At 68.7% G+C, this 17,367-nt stretch carries 12 protein-coding genes and 1 pseudogene; 6 read left to right on the plus strand and 7 right to left on the minus strand.

The features are described 5' to 3' along the window. Positions 1-511: 511 nt before the first annotated feature. The 5 genes and pseudogenes from MRS60_RS27735 to MRS60_RS27755 all read right to left on the minus strand — a co-directional run bounded on the left by MRS60_RS27735 (position 512) and on the right by MRS60_RS27755 (position 8,844). Entirely contained in the window at positions 512-3,400 is a 2,889-nt protein-coding gene (locus tag MRS60_RS27735) for a YadA-like family protein (RefSeq protein WP_243565981.1), read from the minus strand. Between the two features lie 12 nt (positions 3,401-3,412). Continuing rightward, positions 3,413-3,964, minus strand: a pseudogene (locus MRS60_RS35075) (ESPR-type extended signal peptide-containing protein); the annotation flags it as partial. A 164-nt stretch (positions 3,965-4,128) separates the two neighbouring features. Continuing rightward, the gene (locus MRS60_RS27745; RefSeq protein WP_131946569.1) at positions 4,129-4,503 is read right to left on the minus strand and encodes a hypothetical protein; all 375 of its coding nucleotides are present in this window, start codon (positions 4,501-4,503) and stop codon (positions 4,129-4,131) included. A gap of 367 nt (positions 4,504-4,870) precedes the next feature. After that, positions 4,871-7,843 carry a hybrid sensor histidine kinase/response regulator gene (locus MRS60_RS27750; protein WP_243565983.1) on the minus strand — a complete coding sequence of 991 codons (2,973 nt, stop codon included), beginning with the start codon at positions 7,841-7,843 and terminating at the stop codon, positions 4,871-4,873. Positions 7,844-8,028: 185 nt separating this feature from the next. Next, on the minus strand, positions 8,029-8,844 hold the full coding sequence (locus MRS60_RS27755) for a response regulator transcription factor (RefSeq protein WP_051983736.1): 816 nt from the start codon (positions 8,842-8,844) through the stop codon (positions 8,029-8,031). Positions 8,845-9,692: 848 nt separating this feature from the next. Here MRS60_RS27755 and MRS60_RS27760 point away from each other — a divergent pair. The 6 genes from MRS60_RS27760 (at position 9,693) to MRS60_RS27785 (ending at position 15,189) form a co-directional block, all read left to right on the plus strand. Next, positions 9,693-11,129: a sensor histidine kinase gene (locus tag MRS60_RS27760; protein WP_243565984.1), complete on the plus strand. Its 1,437-nt coding sequence runs from the start codon at positions 9,693-9,695 to the stop codon at positions 11,127-11,129. Next, complete coding sequence (locus MRS60_RS27765; protein ID WP_243565985.1) at positions 11,126-11,779, plus strand: response regulator transcription factor; 654 nt, start codon at positions 11,126-11,128, stop codon at positions 11,777-11,779. The genes MRS60_RS27760 and MRS60_RS27765 overlap by 4 nt, the downstream gene beginning before the upstream one ends. Positions 11,780-11,811: 32 nt before the next feature. Further along, positions 11,812-12,591, plus strand: a complete 780-nt coding sequence (locus MRS60_RS27770; RefSeq protein WP_175746839.1) for a carbonic anhydrase — start codon at positions 11,812-11,814, stop codon at positions 12,589-12,591. 122 nt (positions 12,592-12,713) lie between these two features. After that, positions 12,714-13,424 carry an outer membrane protein gene (locus MRS60_RS27775; protein ID WP_243565986.1) on the plus strand — a complete coding sequence of 237 codons (711 nt, stop codon included), beginning with the start codon at positions 12,714-12,716 and terminating at the stop codon, positions 13,422-13,424. A gap of 254 nt (positions 13,425-13,678) precedes the next feature. Beyond that, on the plus strand, positions 13,679-14,524 hold the full coding sequence (locus tag MRS60_RS27780) for a hypothetical protein (RefSeq protein ID WP_243565987.1): 846 nt from the start codon (positions 13,679-13,681) through the stop codon (positions 14,522-14,524). After that, on the plus strand, positions 14,521-15,189 hold the full coding sequence (locus MRS60_RS27785; RefSeq protein WP_034181853.1) for a MarC family protein: 669 nt from the start codon (positions 14,521-14,523) through the stop codon (positions 15,187-15,189). The genes MRS60_RS27780 and MRS60_RS27785 overlap by 4 nt, the downstream gene beginning before the upstream one ends. A gap of 324 nt (positions 15,190-15,513) precedes the next feature. Here MRS60_RS27785 and MRS60_RS27790 read toward each other — a convergent pair whose 3' ends face one another. Together MRS60_RS27790 and MRS60_RS27795 are read right to left on the minus strand one after the other, a co-directional pair. Further along, positions 15,514-16,323 (minus strand): TlpA family protein disulfide reductase, encoded by an 810-nt coding sequence (locus MRS60_RS27790; RefSeq protein WP_243565988.1) that lies wholly within the window; start codon positions 16,321-16,323, stop codon positions 15,514-15,516. Between the two features lie 10 nt (positions 16,324-16,333). Continuing rightward, on the minus strand, positions 16,334-17,194 hold the full coding sequence (locus MRS60_RS27795; RefSeq protein WP_081938479.1) for an ion transporter: 861 nt from the start codon (positions 17,192-17,194) through the stop codon (positions 16,334-16,336). Positions 17,195-17,367: the final 173 nt, after the last annotated feature.

Genomic DNA, 17,367 nt, shown 5'->3' on the forward strand with positions numbered 1-17,367 from the left:
CGTATCGCGCACTCGAGGCGCCGGAGTGACGGAACGCGGATTGACCATTCGAGCAGAGGTTCGATGCAAGGAGGCTGGAGAAAGCGGCGACTCACTGGCGCCGACGTAACGCGGGCGCATGTGCGTGCGCGCTCACGTTCGCGGGAACGACGAGCTGAGGGGCGAGCGCTCGGTGTTCGCATCTGGCAGCGTTTGCGTATCGATACCAACACCCATCTCTGTCGTGGCCGCGCCCACCGGCCACCACCGAACGCCCGCGCCTCAGTCGGCTCCCGACCGCAACGCGTGTGTCGCGCGGCGTCGAGCGCCGCCGACATCGCGTCGGGACAGCTTACCGACAACGTCGACGGCAAAGAATCAGACTGGGCTGAATTTGAAACTGCGTTCGGGGCGGCCCGGTGTCGCACCGCATCGACGCATGAATGGCTGCAAAAAAGCGGAGGGATCGCTCCCCCCGCTTTCGCCTCGATGCGCACGCGATGCGCGGGGCGCGCCGGCCGGCATCGACGGCTTACCAGTAGAAGCCGCCGCCGACGACCGCGCCGACCGTGCCGCGGCTGCTCGTGTTGGCCGATGCCTTGACCGTCCACTTGCCGTCACGCGTCATGTACGACACACCGAGCGCACTCCCGTACTCGCCGCCGTACGTGCTGCCCGCCATCGACACGAACGTGCGCCCCGGTTGCGTCGATTGCGGCAGCCCGGCCACGGCCATCGCCGCCGCCACGCCGCCCATTGCATCCTGGCGGGCGCTGCGTACCGAGTTCTGCATCTGCTGCACGTTGACCGCGTCGGTCGGCGCCGTGCCGGCGGCGACGTTCGTGATCTGGCGTTCGTTGCCGGCCGAGCCGACCGATACCGCGTTGTCGCGATCCGCGACCGAGCCCGCGCCGAGCGCAACCGCGTTGTTGCCCGATGCATGCGATCCCTGGCCGATGGCCGTGCCGTTCTCGCCGCTCGCGTTCGATCCCGCGCCGATCGCCGTGCCGTTGCCGGCCGAGGCACCCGCGCCCGTGCCGATCGCGGTGCTGTTGCTGCCGGACGCATCGGCGCCGGCGCCGAGCTGGGCGCTGCCGGCCCCGCTGCCGGCCGGATCGAAGTCGCCCGAACCGTTGCCCGGGTTGTCCGGATTTTCCGGCAAGCCGCCGGATTCCAGCCCGGAGACGCGATCGTCGAGCCCGGAGAACCGGTTTTCGAAGTCCTGTTGCATGGCAAACAGCTGGCCGCCGTTCACGGCGTCCATGCTGCCGGCCGCGAGCAGGCCGGGCGCGACGTTGTGCAGCGCCGTGCCGCCCACGCCGCCGAAGGTTACGCCGCCGAGCGAGATGTCGTCGTAAGTGACGGCCGCGATTTCCTTGCCCGTGTAGTCGATCAGGCCGGTTGCCTTGAGCTGCGCGATCGTCACCGCATCGTCGTCGTTCACGCCGTTGCCGACGCCGCTCAGCGCGCGCGGGCCGTTGGTGCCCGCGAAGTTCACCGTCGAGCCGCCGGTGGCCGCGCCGACCGTGATCGCGCCCGTCGTCGGGTCCTGCTGCACGAGGCCGATCCGGCCGCTCTCGAGCCTGTTGCCGAGGTTCGTGATGTCGGTCCGGTTGTTCGCGATGTCCGACGCATTCCGCGCGACAGCCTGGTTCGTGGCGTGGAGCTGGTCGCCCGTCACGGCGTCGCTGCTGCCGGCGGCGACGTCGCCGTTTGCAACGCCCGTCAGCTTGCGTTCGCCCGCCGTCCCGGCGAAGTTCACGGCCGCGCCGTCGGTGTTCGCGCCGACTGTCAGGTTCGCACCGGCGCCGGCCTGCTGGACGAGGCCGACCGCGCCGCTGTTCATGTCGCTGCGAATCTGGGTGATCGATGTTTCGTTGTTCGTCACGCGTTGATCGAGGCCGGCGACGGTCACGTTCGTCGTATTCAACTGGTCGCCGGTGACGGCGTCGGTGCTGCCCGCTGCGATGTCGCCGTTTGCGAGGCCCGTCAGCTTGCGGCTGCCCGCCGTCCCGGCGAAGTTCACGGCTGCGCCGTCGGTGTTCGCGCCGACCGTCAGGTCCGCGCCCGCACCGGCCTGCTGGACGAGGCCGATCGCGCCGCTCGACAAGTCGCCGAGCTGGTTGTTGATCGTGGTGATGTCGGTCGTGTTCTTCGCGATGTTCGTCTCGTTCACCGTCACGCGACCGTCGATGTTCGTCACTTGCGTGCCGAGGCCCGCGATGTCGGAGGCGTTCTGCGCCACGCCCTGATTCGTCGCATAAAGCTGGTCGCCGGTGACGGCGTCGGTGCTGCCCGCCGCGATATCGCCATTCGCGATACCCGTCAGCTTGCGGCTGCCCGCCGTCCCGGCGAAGTTCACGGACGCGCCGTCAGTGTTCGCGCCGACCGTCAGGTCCGCACCCGCGCCGGCCTGCTGGACGAGGCCGATCGTGCCGCTCGACAAGTCGCCGAGCTGGTTGTTGATCGCGGTGATGTCGGTCGTGTTCTTGGCGATGTTCGTTTCGTTCACCGTCACGCGGCCGTCAATTGCCGTGACGCGGCCGTCGATGTTCGTCACTTGCGTGCCGAGACCCGCGATGTCGGAGGCGTTCTGCGCCACGCCCTGATTCGTCGTATGGAGCTGGTCGCCGGTGACGGCGTCGGTGCTGCCCGCAGCGATATCGCCGTTTGCAAGGCCCGTCAGCTTGCGTTCGCCCGCCGTCCCGGCGAAGTTCACGGCTGCGCCGTCGGTATTCGCGCCGACCGTCAGGTCCGCGCCCGCACCGGCCTGCTGGACGAGGCCGATCGTGCCGCTGTTCAGATCGTTGCTGATCTGCGTGATCGACGACTCGTTGTTCGTGACGCGGCGATCGAGGTTGGTCACGTCGCCGCCGAGATTCGCGATGTCCGACGCGTTCCGGGCAATGTTCCCGTTCGCGGTCGTCAGCGCACCGTCGAGCGCGCCGAGCGCGCCGCCGACGGTCGTCTGCGTGCCGCCGTTCGAGAGGGTGTATGTCGGGCCGGTCACGGCGCCCGTCGTCGGGTCGATCGCCGCGTTGCCGCCGAGGGCGTTCACGACCGGCGACAGCTGCGACACGTTCACGGCATCGGTCGCTTGCGTGCCGGCGGCCATGTTGACGATCTGGCGCTGCACCGTGGGCGAGCCGACCGAGATCGTATCGCTGCGGGTCGCCAGTGCGTTCGTACCGAGCGCCATCGCGTTCGTGACATTGGCGGCGACGCCGGCGTTGCTGCCGATCGCGACGGAATTGGTTGCGCCGGTCGAGACGCTGGCGAGATTGCCCAGGGCGACGGCGCCCCCGGCCTGTGTCGACGCCTGACTGCCCAGCGCAGTGCTGGTACCGGCCGTCGCGCTTGCCAGACGGCCGAGTGCCACGGCACCCGTGCCCGTCGCGGTCGCCGAGGACCCGATCGCCATGACCGACGTGCCGCTTGCGGTTGCATCGTTGCCGATCGCGGTCGCGCTCACGCCACCGGTTGCGAGCGTGTCGTTGCCGATCGCGATCGCGCCCGTGGTGCCGGTTGCCGTGGCAAGACGGCCGAATGCCATCGAACCGGTGCCGGTCGCGGTAGCGGCAGATCCGAAAGCGAGAACCGACGTGCCGTTGGCAACGGCGCCATTGCCGATTGCGACCGCGGCCGTTCCGGTTGCCGTGGCAGCTGTTCCGCCCATCGTGGCCGGCAGGACCTTGATATACGCGTCGTCGACCACGGCCGTCGGCGTGATCGACCGGGATTGCGCACCGGCAGGCGGCGTCGGCGTGCACGCGCTCGCGGTATCGGTCGTGCTCGCCGAGTCGTCTGCCGTCGTGCAGGCTTCGGCTGCCGCGGCGGTGCCGAAGGGAGCGGAGAACGCGACGACCGCGGCGACAGCAACGAGCGCTGCGCGCGCCGAACCCTTGGAATGCGCGTTCGCCGTTTCGGCGACAGCCGTCCACGTGCGGGTCGTGGCGTTCCAGATGTTCCGGTACGTCTTGTTCATATCCCTACTCCTTTCAGTTTTTGGGTGTCTGAAAGCATGGTAAGGATCGGACTCATCCGAATCTGTCGTCCCGGGCTGAAACGCCGTAGCGGCCCTGTCGGACCAGTCCTACACGCGATGGGCGGCGCGCGTTATACCGTCGCTTCCTCGGCGGAAACCGGCGATTACGCGTGGTTCGCGACGAAGCGGTGCAGGCGCGCCCAGGCCTGTCGATACCGATGTCGCGACACCGCGGCCAACTGTGCGTCGTACACGATCAGCACCTGTTCGAGCACGGCGGCTTCGTCGTCGAGCAGCAGCCAGCGCTCGCCGCGCTCCGCGCGCGCGTTGCATTCCGCCAGCGCATCGTCGGCGCGTCTGTACAGGTCGGGATCCGCTCCCGATCCCGCGTCGTCGCGCAGGAAGAACGCCATATAGGCTGCCCGCAACAGGCAGAGCATCTGATCGAAGCGTCCGTTGCCGGAGCGCATCAGCGCGAGTGCCATGTGCGTTTCCAGCGACAGCGCGCGCACCTGGTCCGTCGGCAGCGGCAGCAGCATCGCCTTCGTCAGCGCCGAACGGCCGCCTTTGCGTGGTCGGGTTTTCTTCACCGGTCGATATCCTGTCGAGCATGCCCGCCGGGCGATTTCAGAAGCCGGCCGCGACGCGCGGGCTACGCCCGGCACGCCGCCGCTGCCGGCCGCACGATCGATCCGCGCGGCGGGGGCGCCGTTGCGATGTCGATCCGTGCGGCGGCGATGCCGGTCCTGCATTCGGCGCGCGCGGGATGGGCCGCGCGTCCGAAGCACCGCGCCATCGTAGCGACGGGCATCGCGTGCGGCGATCAGCCTAGTCCGATTCTGGTCATGAGGTCATGAGTACACGAGGACGTGTGGCGGATCGGGCGATCCGCCGCGTGTGCGCCTGTCAGGCCGGCGGCGCGTGCGTTGCGCGGCGCTGCAGCGCTTCGCGCGCGAGACGTTCCGCTCCGGCGAGCAGCGCTGCGAGCGGCGCGGTGTCGCCGGCTCGCGCGGCATCCTGCATCTCGCGCACGGCATCGGCCACCGCATGCTCGTGGATCGTCGCGAACGCGCCGCGCAGCGCGTGCAGCTCGTCGCGCAGCGCGCGGAGGTCGTCGTGCGCGAGCGCGGCGCGCAGCGCCGTGAGCGAACGCTCGACGCTTTCTCCCAGCAGCGCCTGCACGTCCGGCGGCAACGGCCCTTTTGCGAGATCGTCCAGCGCGGACGCGCGCGGACGGGCGGCGCCGACGTTCGCGAAACGCCGCACCGTGCGGTCGATCGTCTCCAGCAGCACGGGTTTCACCAGCACGGCGACGATGCCGGCTTCCGCACAGCGCGCCTGTTCGTCGGCGCTCGCATGCGCGGTGCTCGCGACGACGGGCAGGTCGGGGTATTGCGCGCGGAGCGCGCGGGCGAGCGTGTAGCCGTCCATGCCCGGCATGTTGAGGTCGGTGATCACCAGGTCGTAGCGTGCATCCGCGCAGCGGCGTAGCGCGGATGCGCCGTCGTCGGCCGTGTCGGCGTCGTAGCCGAGCGCGACGAGCTGGCTCTGTTGCAGCTTGCGGTTCACCGGATGATCGTCGACCACCAGCACGCGGGCGGCGAGCGCCGGCAGCGTGGCGTCCGGTTCGCGCGTGTCGTCTTGCGCCGCTTCGTCGGCGCTCGCCGCGCGCAGCGGCAGCGTCACGACGAAGGTGCTGCCGTCGCCCGGCGTGCTCTTCACGTCGACCGTGCCCTTCATCATCGTCGCGAGCCGCTTCGTCAGTGCGAGGCCGAGCCCCGTGCCGCCGAAGCGGCGCGAAATCGACGTATCGGCCTGCGTGAACGGCTGGAACAGCGCGGTGCGCTGTGCTTCGGTCATGCCGATACCTGTGTCGCTGACGCCGATCACGACGGGCGACGCCGGATCGGTATCGTCGCGCAGATAGACTTCGAGCGTCACGTCGCCGTGGCTCGTGAACTTGATTGCGTTGGCAACGAGGTTCGCGGCGATCTGCCGGATGCGGGTCGGGTCGCCGATGTAGCGTTGCGCGAGCGCATCGTCGACGATCACGTCGAACTGCAAACCCTTCGCCGTCGCGAGCGGTTCGAACATCGCGCCGGTCTGCGTGATCGTTGCCGCGAGATCGAACGGGATCGCCTCGATCGTCATCTGGCCGGCTTCGATCTTCGACAGATCGAGGATGTCGTTGATCAGGTCGAGCAGCGTCGCCGACGCACCCTCGACCGTATGCAGCCGCTCGCTCTGCGTATCCGTGAGCGGCTCGCGGCCGATCAGCTCGAGATTGCCGAGGATCGCGTTCAGCGGCGTGCGGATCTCGTGGCTCATCGTCGCGAGGAACGCCGATTTCGCGTCGTTCGCCGCGTCGGCCGCGCGCCGCGCTTCGTCGAGATGGCGCTCGACGGCCTTCTGCGACGTGATGTCGGATACGTTGCACAGCAATACGTCCGCGTCGCGATAGCGCGTGCGCACGAGCGTCGCGAGCAGGTCGAGCGTGTCGCCCTGCGCGGTGGGCAGCGGCACATGCAGGTCGGGCTGCCACGCGTTCGCGCCGGGCGTGCGGTCGAAGCGTGTGAAGAGGCGCGCGGCGAGCGACTGCTCACCGGCGGCGCGTGCGTCGTACGCGCGCATCGTGTCGTTCTGCATCAGCACCGTGCCGTCGTCGAGCGACAGCAGCGCGATGCCGGACGGCGCGGCCTCGACGATCGTCCGGTTCAGGTTCTCGCTCTCGACGATGCGCCGCGTGCGCGCGTCGTCGGGCTTCAGCACGCGGCGGTCGAACAGCACGAGCATGGTCCACGCGAAGCCGAGCGCAATCGTCATCAGCGCCGCGTACCAGCCGACACGCTGGCCGAGCGCCGTGAGCACCGAGCGCGTCGAGAACGACTGCACGAGCGTCCAGTCGGTGCCGGGAATGCGCTGGCTCAGCGTGAAATAGCCGGCGTGATGCGCGGGATGCGGGCCGTCGGCGCGCACTGCGCGCGCATCGGCGACGAGCCGTTCGACGATCGTTGCCGCGGCATCGCCGCGTTCCGCCGCGCCGACGCGCAGCACCGTATGGCCTTCGGCGTTGGCGATGATCGCGGCGTCGCCATCGTCGCGGCCCGCGAGCCGTTCGCGCAGCAGGCTGGCTGGCAGCGTCGACACGAACACGACGTTCGGCCGGCCGCCGTCGTAGACGGTGCCGACCAGCCGGAACACGTCGCGTTGCTGGATCGGGTCGTGCGCGGGCGCGTGCCAAACGTAGCGCCCGGCCGGCGAGGGGCCGAGGTCGCCCGCGACCTTGTCGAGCAGCGCGGCGACGTCGGCCGAACCGGTCATGGCCAGCGGATCGGCCGCCGGCTGCGGGATGATGAGCGCGAAATGACGGTTCGGGTCGTACGCGTAGCCGGCGATCGCGCGGTCGGCTTCCTGCTTCGCGACGTACGCGCCGACGCGGTAGCTCATCTCGCTCGACATCGCGAGGTCGCGCGCGTACGACGCGGCGGGCCGTGCGGGCGACAGGTCGGCGACGGCGAGCACCGGCGGGAACCGAGGGCTGCCTTGCAGCACGAGCCGGCCGTGCCCGTCGGCGAGTTGCGCGGCGAGCGCGGGATCGGTCGCGCGCGTGTGCCAGACCGCTTCCTCGTGCGTGACCAGCGTGTCCATGCCCGTCGCGCGCAGGTTGAACTCGAACCGGACGAAGAACTGCCGCACCGCGAATTGCGTATAGCGTTCCTGCACGTAGTCCTTGCCCATCGCATACAGCAGCGTGCCGCTCGCGGCCAGCGCGGCAAGCGTCACGCCGATGCCGCCCGCATACAGCAGCGTGCGCTGACGGCGCCCGACGGGCGTGCGGGAGGCGGGGCGGCTGCGGTCGGAGGCGGCGCGATGATCCATCGTGGCACGGGGCGGTCGGCGAAGGTTTCGCCATGATAAGGGAGACCGGCCGTGTCGCGGTACGGTGATTGCGCTTTGCTCCAAGCCGGTTCGCTGCCGGCCGTTCGTCGCATGGGGGAACGTGGTGCGCCAGCGTGTGGCCGGATCGGGCGGTGCGCTGCTTGTCAGGCTTCGTGCGACTCGCGTCAGAGCGAGTGCGCGTGCATGTGCTCGTGCGGATGCTCGGACGCGGAATCGGGCTCGGCCCCGGGCTCGCATTCGACGAGCCGGTAGCCGTATCCGTACACGGTGAGCAGCTTCAACCCGTAGCGGCCGTCGAGCTTGAGCCGCCCGCGCAGGTTCGTGATGTGCGTATCGAGGCGTCGGCTCGACACCGCGACGAGCGAACCCCAGACGAGCTGGCTCATGTGCGGGCGCGACAGCGGCCGGCCCAGGTTCATGAACAGCGCCGTCGCGATCTGGAAGTGTTTCTCGGTCAGCACGTGTTCGTGGCCGTCCACGCGGACCGTGCGATTGGCGGCGTCGAACTCGAAACAGCCGACACGCCAGTGACGATGATGCGTCGTCCGGTAGTGGGCCCACCGCAGCCACGTCGACACGCTCGATACGATGGTTTCGGCGGGCGACGCGTACGGCAGGTATTCGTTCGCGCCGGCGTCGAACGCGATCGTCCGAGCGCGGTCATCGTCGTGCTGGCTGGTCACGAGCAGCGGCATCGATACGGCGAAGCGCGCGCGCAGCGTGCGCACTGCCTCGGCGGTCCGGTAGCACGGCGTTTCGCATTGCACGACGAGCAGGTCGAACGGCCGCGCATCGCAGGCGGCCAGCAGGTCGGGCAGGTATTCGAAACGCACGGGGCGGTAGCCGGCGCGGCGCAGCACGTCGTCGATCCGCAGGCGGTCGTAGCCGTGGCCGGCCCGCCGCAGACGATCGTCGAATGCATGGCGCGCCGGATGATCGATCGTCAGGATGCCGATCGTGAGCGTCGAGGCGTCGGTCATGGGCGGAGAGGGCATCGGTCGTGCCGGCGGCGCGTGCGCGGATGCCGCGTGCCGGGGCGGCGCGTCTGCATGCGCCGGCGGTTCGCGGTGGCGCGGCCGTCGTCGGGCACGGCGCTGTCGCGGCGTTCGTCCGGTGCAGCAGAGGCGGTTTCGATGCGCTCGCGTCGCGCGAAGGGAGAAGAGATCATGGACGGACTCGATTCGCGCTTGAGATCCGAATGCCGGATGTCGCGCGAAAAAGATCCCGCCGCGAAGGCGGGATGAATATCGACTATCTATCTCTGGAAACCGCGGCATGCCTGCATTCGGAGGACGACAGGCACGCCGCTGAAATGATTGTCGTCGTGTGTGTGCATCGCGTGAATCAGCCCAGTCTGAAATTGAAGGTGGCGATGCGTGCAACGCGCATGCGCGTTGCACGCCTGTCTCGACGACGCGCCCTGTGCTTTTCGTTGGCACTGCTTCGCACGGACCCGCCGGCACGCCGCGTGCGCGATCACAGGTATCGGGCGACCCGACCGATGCCGCACGCAGGCGTTGCCTGCCGGCCACGACGACGCGTCGTGTGCTTCCATCGCCGCCGCTTCGCATGGAACCGCCGGCACACCGCGTGCGCAATCGCAGGTATCGGACGAGGCTGACCGATTCCGCACGCAGTATCGGACCACGCGCAACGACTTCTTGCCGACAATGCGGGAGCGGATCGCAGCCGACACCGAGGCCGCCGCACGCGTCCGGCGTTCTGCGCCCTGTACGCCGTACCGCTCCGTCGCGGCGCGTACCGCCCGCCTGCATGCCATCGCGCATGCTGCGTCCGGGCGGTGCGGCCTCCTTGCATGTCATCTGCTATGAAACCATCGATTCGCGTCGCGCTGGGTTGCGTCTGGCTGGCGCTGAGCCTCGCCGGCACCGCGCTCGTCGTGTCGCGTGCCGTCGGCGATGCCTACGACCGCTTTTTCCAGGATTCGAGCATCGCGATTCGCCTGCTCGGCCAGAAGGCCGCGCAGCACGAGGCGATTCTCGCGACGCTCGGTGCGACCGCGTTGTTCGCGCCGCCGCCGCAGATGCTCGACAATCTGCGCGCGCGGATGCCGCAACTCGACGGGCTCGAATTCCGGCGCTTCGGCGCGGATCGGCATATCGCGGGCAACGCATTGCGACGCACGCAGCCGCCGTCGCACCGTTTCGGCACGACGTTCTCGATCGAGTTCGCGGCCGACGGCGGTTACTGGCTCGTCGCCGATACGGGCTGGGCCGTGCGCATCGACCCGCGCCACTTGCTTCAACCGGGCGACTGGCCCGACTCGCTCACATCGGCGACGCTGCATCTGCAAGACCACGCGTTCGACCTGCTGCACCGCGATGCACCGACGACGCCGTTCGGCTGGACGATGCGGCTCGAAAAGCATCTGCCCGCGCAACCGCAGGCGTTCGTGCTGACGACGACGCGCACGCTCACGATCGTCGATCTGCCGTGGCTGCCGATCGCGTTGTGGAACGCGGTGGCCGCGCTGCTGGCCGCGGGCGCGTTCGGCGCGTGGCGGCTGCGCGAGACGCGCCGCCGCGAGCGCGCCCGCGCGCGTCTCGACGGTGTCGCGCGCCTCGACACGCTCGGCGAGATGGCGGCCGGCCTCGCGCACGAACTCAACCAGCCGCTGACTGCGATCGTCACGCATACGCGCGCGGCCGAGCGGTTGCTCGATGTGCCGTCGGAGCGCGACAGCGTGCGCCGCGCGCTGCAGACGAGCGTCGCGCAGGCGAAGCGCGCGGCGGCGATCCTCGACCGGTTGCGCACGGCGATGACATCGACCCGCGACGACGCACGCCGCGCGCTCGATCCGGACGCGCTGATGGCGTCGCTGCTGTTCCTGCACGCCGACGACGCGGCGCGCGAGCACGTCGCGCTGACGTGGCGCAACGCGACGCCGCGCGCGCAGCCGCTGGCCGATCCGGTTGCGGTCGAACAGATCCTGCACAACCTGATTCGCAACGCGCGCGATGCGCTCGCCGGCGAGCCGCGCGGCGAGATCCGCGTGAGCGGCGCACGCGCGGGGCGGCACTACCGCTTCAGCGTCGTCGACAACGGGCCGGGCGTGCCGGATAACGCGCTGCCGCGGCTGTTCGAGCCGTTCTTCACGACGCGCACGGACGGGCTCGGCCTCGGGCTGCCGTTGTGCGACACGCTCGCGCAGCGGCAGGACGGATCGCTGACGATCCGCAACCTGCCGTTCGGCGGCGTCGAGGCGGTGCTGTTGCTGCCGATCGACGAGGAGGAACACGCATGAGCACGAATGAAACACCGAACCCGATGTCGGCCGGGCCCGTCGTCGCGATCGTCGACGACGACGAAGCCGTGCGCGACGGCCTCGCGCTGCTGCTGCGCACGGTCGGCGTGCAGACGCGCCGCTTCGCCGACGCGCAGGCGTTTCTCGCGGAGGCCGACGACAGCACGCTCGGCTGCGTGCTGCTCGATCTGCGGATGCCGGGGATGAGCGGGCTCGATGCGCTCGATTGCCTGGCCGAGCGGCGCAATCTGCCCGTGATCGTGCTGACCGGCCACGGCAACGTCGACGCATGCCGGCGCGCGTTCAAGCGCGGTGCGTGCGATTTCCTGCGCAAGCCCGTCGACGACGACGAACTGATCGACGTGGTCCAGCAGGCGATGCGCCGCCATGCGGACCGGTGCGACGGCGATGCAGCAGCGCAGGCACGCGCGGCGCGTGCGATGCGGTTGGCGACGCTGAGCGCGCGCGAGCGCGACGTGCTCGACGGCATCGTGCGCGGCAGCAGCAACAAGGAAATCGCGCGCGATCTCGGGCTGTCGCCGCGCACGGTCGAGACCTATCGCGCGAACCTGTTCGACAAGCTGCGGGTCGCGTCGCTCGTCGAGCTCGTGCGCGATTACGCGGCGCTCACAGGCGTTTCGACGCCATAGCCTTTGTCTTTTTTTCTTCAGGGAGAACTCAAATGAATACGACCCGAACCACGATGATGCGGCTCGCGACTGCGACGCTGTTCACCATGACGGCCATGACAATGCCTGCACATGCGGCCGACGCACCGGCATCGGCAACGGCTGCATCGGTCGATCATGAATTCGACTACGACCATCAGCGCGAATGGCATCTGGAGTCCGGCGATGCGCAGTCGCCGGTCGCGATCGACTCGGGCACGGCCAGGCGTGCGACGCGATACGAAGACGAAAACATCGCGATCGACGTGCACATCGCCGATACGCGCGCGAAGGTGATCGACAACGGCCACACGATCCAGATCGTGCCGGCCGGCGGCAGCGCGACGATCCGTGGGCGTCATTTCAGGCTTCAGCAGATTCATTTCCACGCGCCGGCGGAACACACGCTCGACGGCCGAACCTATCCGGTCGAGGGGCATTTCGTGTTTCGGTCGCAGGATGGCCGGCTGGCCGTCGTCGCCGTGCTGTATCGCACCGGCAGCGAGAACGCGCAGTTCGCGGCGGCGATGGATGCGCTCCGCGGCGCGGACACCGCGAGCCTGCCGTCGTTTCACGCGAGCAGGCTGATGCCCGGCAAGGTGAACGCCTACTATCACTATCTCGGTTCGCTGACCACGCCGCCGTTGACCGAAAACGTCGAATGGTACGTGCTGGACGAGCCGGTCGAGCTGTCCGCCGACGACATCGCCGCGTTCCGGATGCGCTACTCGCACAACGCGCGCACGGTGCAGCCGCTGAACGGGCGGCCGCTGCTGCGCTACGACGTGAAGTAATCGGCGACGCACGGCGCCTCCGTAGCGCTACGGAGGCGCTACCCGTACGCGAACGGGTTCAGCGCGCATGACGAACTTCCTACGATGACGCGATCTCCTCTCATCCACAAGGAAGCATGGTCATGATCAAGTCATTCGCACTGCCGTCGTCGCTCGCGCTGCTGTTCTCGGGCGCGACGTTCGCCGACGTGGCTGCACCGGAAACGAAGAAGCAGGACGCGAGCGACGCGGGTTATTACGCGACCGCGCGCGTCATCGGCGCGTTCGACAACGCCGTGAACATGGAGCTGACGAGCCCGCGCGTGACGAGCCGCATCGGCGGCCCGGACGGGCAGGATCGCGTGACGGGCTCGGTCGCGGCCGGTTATCAGTTCGGCAACGGCTGGCGCGCGGAAGGCGAATACGTGTTCAAGCGTTCGGGCAATTTCGTCAGCTACTGGGCGCCGTTCGACGCGAACGCGAACGAGTTCCACGTGTCGTCGCAGCGGCTGATGCTGAACGGCTATCGCGACTTCGATCTCGGCCGCGGCTTCTCGGTATACGGCACGCTCGGCCTCGGCGTCGCGATCGTGTCGGCCGACGGCTGGCAAGGCAACGATACGCGCCGCTTCGCGTCGAAGACGCAGACCAATCTCGCGTATTCGGCCGGCGCGGGCGTGAGCTACGCGATCAACAAGCGCTTCACGATCGACGTCGGGTATCGCTATGTCGACATGGGCAACGTCGAGACCGGCTTCAACACGTTCGTGAACCGCGTGTCGGCGCGCGACGAGCAACTGAAGTCGAAGCTGTCGTCGAACGAAGTGTTCATCGGGCTGCGCGGGCGGTTCTGACAGGCGGGAGGCGGGCGTCGATTCGCGCGGCTGCGCGATCGGCCGGCCGATGCGTGGTCGGATCCGGTCCGCGACAAAGGACGGTGTGACGCGGCACGGCCGCCCGCGCTTGCTTGAACCACGCCACCGCCAGAATAAGCCCAGTCCGATTTACTCGCGACAGGCCGCGCGGCGATACTCCGATCCGTCATCCACATTCAATAGCGCGAATCCGTCCGGCGAACGGCGGGCGGTTCGCCTCCGACATCATGGGCATGCAGGACATCACCGGACATTTCGCGTTGCCGCTCGCGCGGCCTTTCTCCGACCTTCCGCCGCCGTTCGGACGGCGCCGCACGCCGTTCGTGAAGAGCAAGCGGCCGCGGCCGGGCGTATTCAATCTGCACGGCGCGCGCGACGCGTCGGCGTCCACCGCCGTGCGCGCGTCGGATTTCGGTTCGGACAACAAGCCGTGGGTGAAGCCGCGCCCTGCACCCCGCCGGTGGCGGCCCACGATGATGATGCTCGCGGCCGGCCTCGTGTTCGGCTCGGTGGGCCTGGCTGGAACGCACGCGTTCCACGGCGCGCGTCGCGGCGCGTTGCGCAATAGCGTCTACGAGGCGGCGATCTCGACCGCGTCGGGGTCGGCTGTCGCGGCGCCGGCGACGATCCCGGTGGACCCGGACCTCGAGCCCGGCCTGGCTGTCGCGGCGACCGTTGCGGGAACCGGTGAAACGACGGTCGTGCGCGCCGAAGCCGCGCCGACGCCCGACGCGTCGACCGCAGCACCGGCCGCGCGGAAATCCGCGAGCGTGACGCGCAGGAAGGCGGTGCGCCTGGAAACGGCGCGCGAGCGTCTGGCCGCGGCTGCACCTGCATCGGCTGCGTCGGGCGGCGCGACATCGCGCGCGCATGCAGCGGAGCAGGCCGATGCGTCGCCCGCCGCGTCCCGGTCGGCCCACGCGGCCGTCGGCATGACCGCCGCGGAATTCTCGAAATGGCTTTCCGCGACGCGCGAACCGGCGCGTGCCGCTGCCTCTGCCGCATCGCCGGGTCCGGACCTGCACGTCGCGCTGCCCAGCCATACGCGTCTCACGGACGAAAGCGCGAGCGGGCAATGACGTTCGACCGCCTGATCCCCGAAATCCTGTTCGGCTTCATGGGCCTGGTCGGCATCATCAATCCGTTCGGGATGGCGTTCGTGTTCCTCGAGCGCACGCAATCGCTGACCGAGCCTGAACGCGCGATGCTGTCGAAGAAGCTCGGAAGAAACGTGTTCTTCACGCTGCTCGTGATTTTCTTCGTCGGTGCGCCGGTGCTGAACTTCTTCGGCATTTCGATGGAAGCGCTGCGGATCGGCGGCGGCTTTGCGGTCGCCGTGGCCGGCTGGTCGATGCTCAATGCGCCGGACGTGTCGACCGATGCGTCGGTGGCGCACGGCAGCGATTTCCAGAACCTGATGGCGCGTGCGTTTTTTCCGCTGACGGTGCCGCTGACGATCGGCCCCGGTTCGATCGCGGCCGGCATCGCGCTGCACGCGAACCGCTCGCATGGCGCGAAGGACTATCTGCTGTCGGGCGTGATTTCGGTGGCGGTCGCCGCGCTCGTTGCGTTCGCGATCTGGCAGATCTACAGCCGCGCGACCACGCTCGCGCGCTATCTCGGCGGCGAAGGCACGAAGGTCGCGATGCGCGTGTCCGCGTTCCTGCTGCTGTGCGTCGGCGTGCAGATCATGCTGACCGGCATCGCCGAGTTCGCGCGATCGATCGGTGCACAGGCGGGTTGAGCGAGGACGGGGCCGGTTTCGATTGCCGCGCCGTCAGCGTTTGCGGCGCATGAAAATCTCCGGCGATGGCCGGTCGTGCGGGAAACGGTCCGGCGGGTTGATCGGGACGGCGCCGGATTTCGCGATTGCTGCGCGGTGGTGTTTGCCCGCGCATGAAACACCCTGATGATGGCTGGTCGAGCGGGAAACAGTTTGGCCGCTGCGTCGCAAGCCGGCCTCGCGTTTCGCGTTCGCCGGCCCGCGCCGGACGACGCAGGCCCGAGATGTTCGCCGCGCCTGTCGTCGCAATGCCTGACGATGCGTCGGCGCAGCCGTTTCCGCACCTCAGAAACCGAAGCGCGTATTCATCGTGTCCTTGAGCCGCGCGGCGGTGATCTCGCCCATATGCGACTCGACCAGCCTGCCTTTGTCATCGAAGAACAGCGTCGTCGGCAGCCCGCGCGAACCGTAGGTCCGCATCGCGCCGAGCGAGCGGTCGAGCAGCACGTGGTCGAAGCGCAGCCCTTCGCGTTCGAGAAACGCGCGCACGGTCTGCACATCCTCGCCTTGATTGATCATCAGGAAACTGACGCCCGGGTAATCCTGTTGCGCCTGCGCGAGGATCGGCATTTCGCGCTGGCACGGCGGGCACCAGGTCGCCCACAGGTTCACGACGACGGGCTTGCCCGCGTAGCGGTTCGGTGCAACGGGCGTCGCATCGAGCGTCTCCACGCGCAGCGCGGACAACGGCGCCGCCGTGCGGTCGAACGTCGCCAGCACGCCCTGCGCCGCACCCCAAGCCAGCATGCCGGCGGCGATGCCGGCGAGCGCGGGGCGCGCCAGCCCCGGCAGGCGGCGCGACCGCCAGCCGATATAGGCGAGCGCGACCGGCAAGCCGATCCACCAGGTAAAGCCGCCGTCGCCGAGCGCGACGAGGGATTTCGGCGCGGCGAAGTAGTCGGGCCACCAGCGTGCGATATAGCCGACGCGCGCGGCGATCAGCCCGATCAGCAGCGCGTCGAGCAGCAGGCTCGCGGACGTCTTGTGCTGGCCGGCGGGCCGGTTGCGCTGCGCGAAGCGCGCGACGATCCACGCGATCAGGGCGGCGATGGCTACGGCCACGACCCTTACGGAAAAGGGGCCGATGCTCAGCATGAGGAAGCGTTCATTGTCGTTGATCGAATGAGGAATGCGTTGATGATTGGCGGTCGGGCACACGCTGCGTTGCCGTGGCGCTGGCATCGTCGCGTTGCTTCGATGCGCATGCGCCGCAATGCGGACAGACCGTCGCACCGGCATCGCCGGACTGCGCTTGCTGCGCCCGTCCGCGTTCGAGCGCGGACGCGACGAGCTCCGCGCCCATGATACCGGTCGGGAACGCGATGATGCCGTAACCGAGCAGGATCGCGCACGACGTGATCAGCCGGCCGAGCGGCGTGTGCGGCGTCAGGTCGCCATAGCCGGTCGTGCTCATCGTCACGGCGGCCCAGTACACGCCGACCGGAATGCTCGTGATGCCGTTCTCGGGGCCTTCGACGAGAAAAATCACCGTGCCGAGGATCACGACGATCACGAACATTCCGCCGATGAACACGAAGATCTTGCGCCGCGCACGCGCGAGCGCGCGGATCAGCATCTGGCCTTCCTCCAGATAGATCGCGAGCCCGAGTATGCGGAACACGCGCAGCAGCCTGAGCAGGCGCACGTCGATCAGCGCATGCAGGCCGGGGAAGAAAAACGCGAGATAGGTCGGCAGGATCGATACGAGATCGACGATGCCGAAGAAACTGCGCGCATAGGCGGCGGGCTTCGGCGCCGTGAACAGCCGCATCGCATATTCGACGGTGAACAGCAGCGTGAACGCCCACTCGGCCGCGTACAGCGCGTTCCCGTACTGCGCATGCAATTCCTGCACGCTGTCGATCATCACGACGAACACGCTCGCGACGATCAGCGCGAGCACCGCGATGTCGAGGCCGCGGAGGAAGCGGGGGCGACGGATCGCGTCGCGGATCGCGGCGCGCATCGTATGGACGAAGGGGGAGGTCGAGAGGTTCACGGGTCGGAGTTTACGAGCCACCCGACGCCAATCCTATCGGACCTGTCTGAATTGCCGGTGGGTCTTGCGCCCGAAAATCAGACCAGACTGATTCCCGGATGCGGAGCGCTCGTCAACAATGGATCTACCGGACGGCGTGG

It is taken from the genome of Burkholderia pyrrocinia, assembly GCF_022809715.1.
Taxonomy (GTDB): domain Bacteria; phylum Pseudomonadota; class Gammaproteobacteria; order Burkholderiales; family Burkholderiaceae; genus Burkholderia; species Burkholderia pyrrocinia_C.

What these genes read in the sequence shown, in the direction of transcription:
- MRS60_RS27735 (WP_243565981.1), bottom strand. Translation starts at nt 3,400, where the DNA reads ATGGCGATCGGGTCCTCGGCGACCGCGACGGGCACGGGTGCCGTGGCA.
- MRS60_RS27745 (WP_131946569.1), bottom strand. Translation starts at nt 4,503, where the DNA reads ATGCTGCTGCCGCTGCCGACGGACCAGGTGCGCGCGCTGTCGCTGGAA.
- MRS60_RS27750 (WP_243565983.1), bottom strand. Translation starts at nt 7,843, where the DNA reads ATGGATCATCGCGCCGCCTCCGACCGCAGCCGCCCCGCCTCCCGCACG.
- MRS60_RS27755 (WP_051983736.1), bottom strand. Translation starts at nt 8,844, where the DNA reads ATGACCGACGCCTCGACGCTCACGATCGGCATCCTGACGATCGATCAT.
- MRS60_RS27760 (WP_243565984.1), top strand. Translation starts at nt 9,693, where the DNA reads ATGAAACCATCGATTCGCGTCGCGCTGGGTTGCGTCTGGCTGGCGCTG.
- MRS60_RS27765 (WP_243565985.1), top strand. Translation starts at nt 11,126, where the DNA reads ATGAGCACGAATGAAACACCGAACCCGATGTCGGCCGGGCCCGTCGTC.
- MRS60_RS27770 (WP_175746839.1), top strand. Translation starts at nt 11,812, where the DNA reads ATGAATACGACCCGAACCACGATGATGCGGCTCGCGACTGCGACGCTG.
- MRS60_RS27775 (WP_243565986.1), top strand. Translation starts at nt 12,714, where the DNA reads ATGATCAAGTCATTCGCACTGCCGTCGTCGCTCGCGCTGCTGTTCTCG.
- MRS60_RS27780 (WP_243565987.1), top strand. Translation starts at nt 13,679, where the DNA reads ATGCAGGACATCACCGGACATTTCGCGTTGCCGCTCGCGCGGCCTTTC.
- MRS60_RS27785 (WP_034181853.1), top strand. Translation starts at nt 14,521, where the DNA reads ATGACGTTCGACCGCCTGATCCCCGAAATCCTGTTCGGCTTCATGGGC.
- MRS60_RS27790 (WP_243565988.1), bottom strand. Translation starts at nt 16,323, where the DNA reads ATGCTGAGCATCGGCCCCTTTTCCGTAAGGGTCGTGGCCGTAGCCATC.
- MRS60_RS27795 (WP_081938479.1), bottom strand. Translation starts at nt 17,194, where the DNA reads ATGCGCGCCGCGATCCGCGACGCGATCCGTCGCCCCCGCTTCCTCCGC.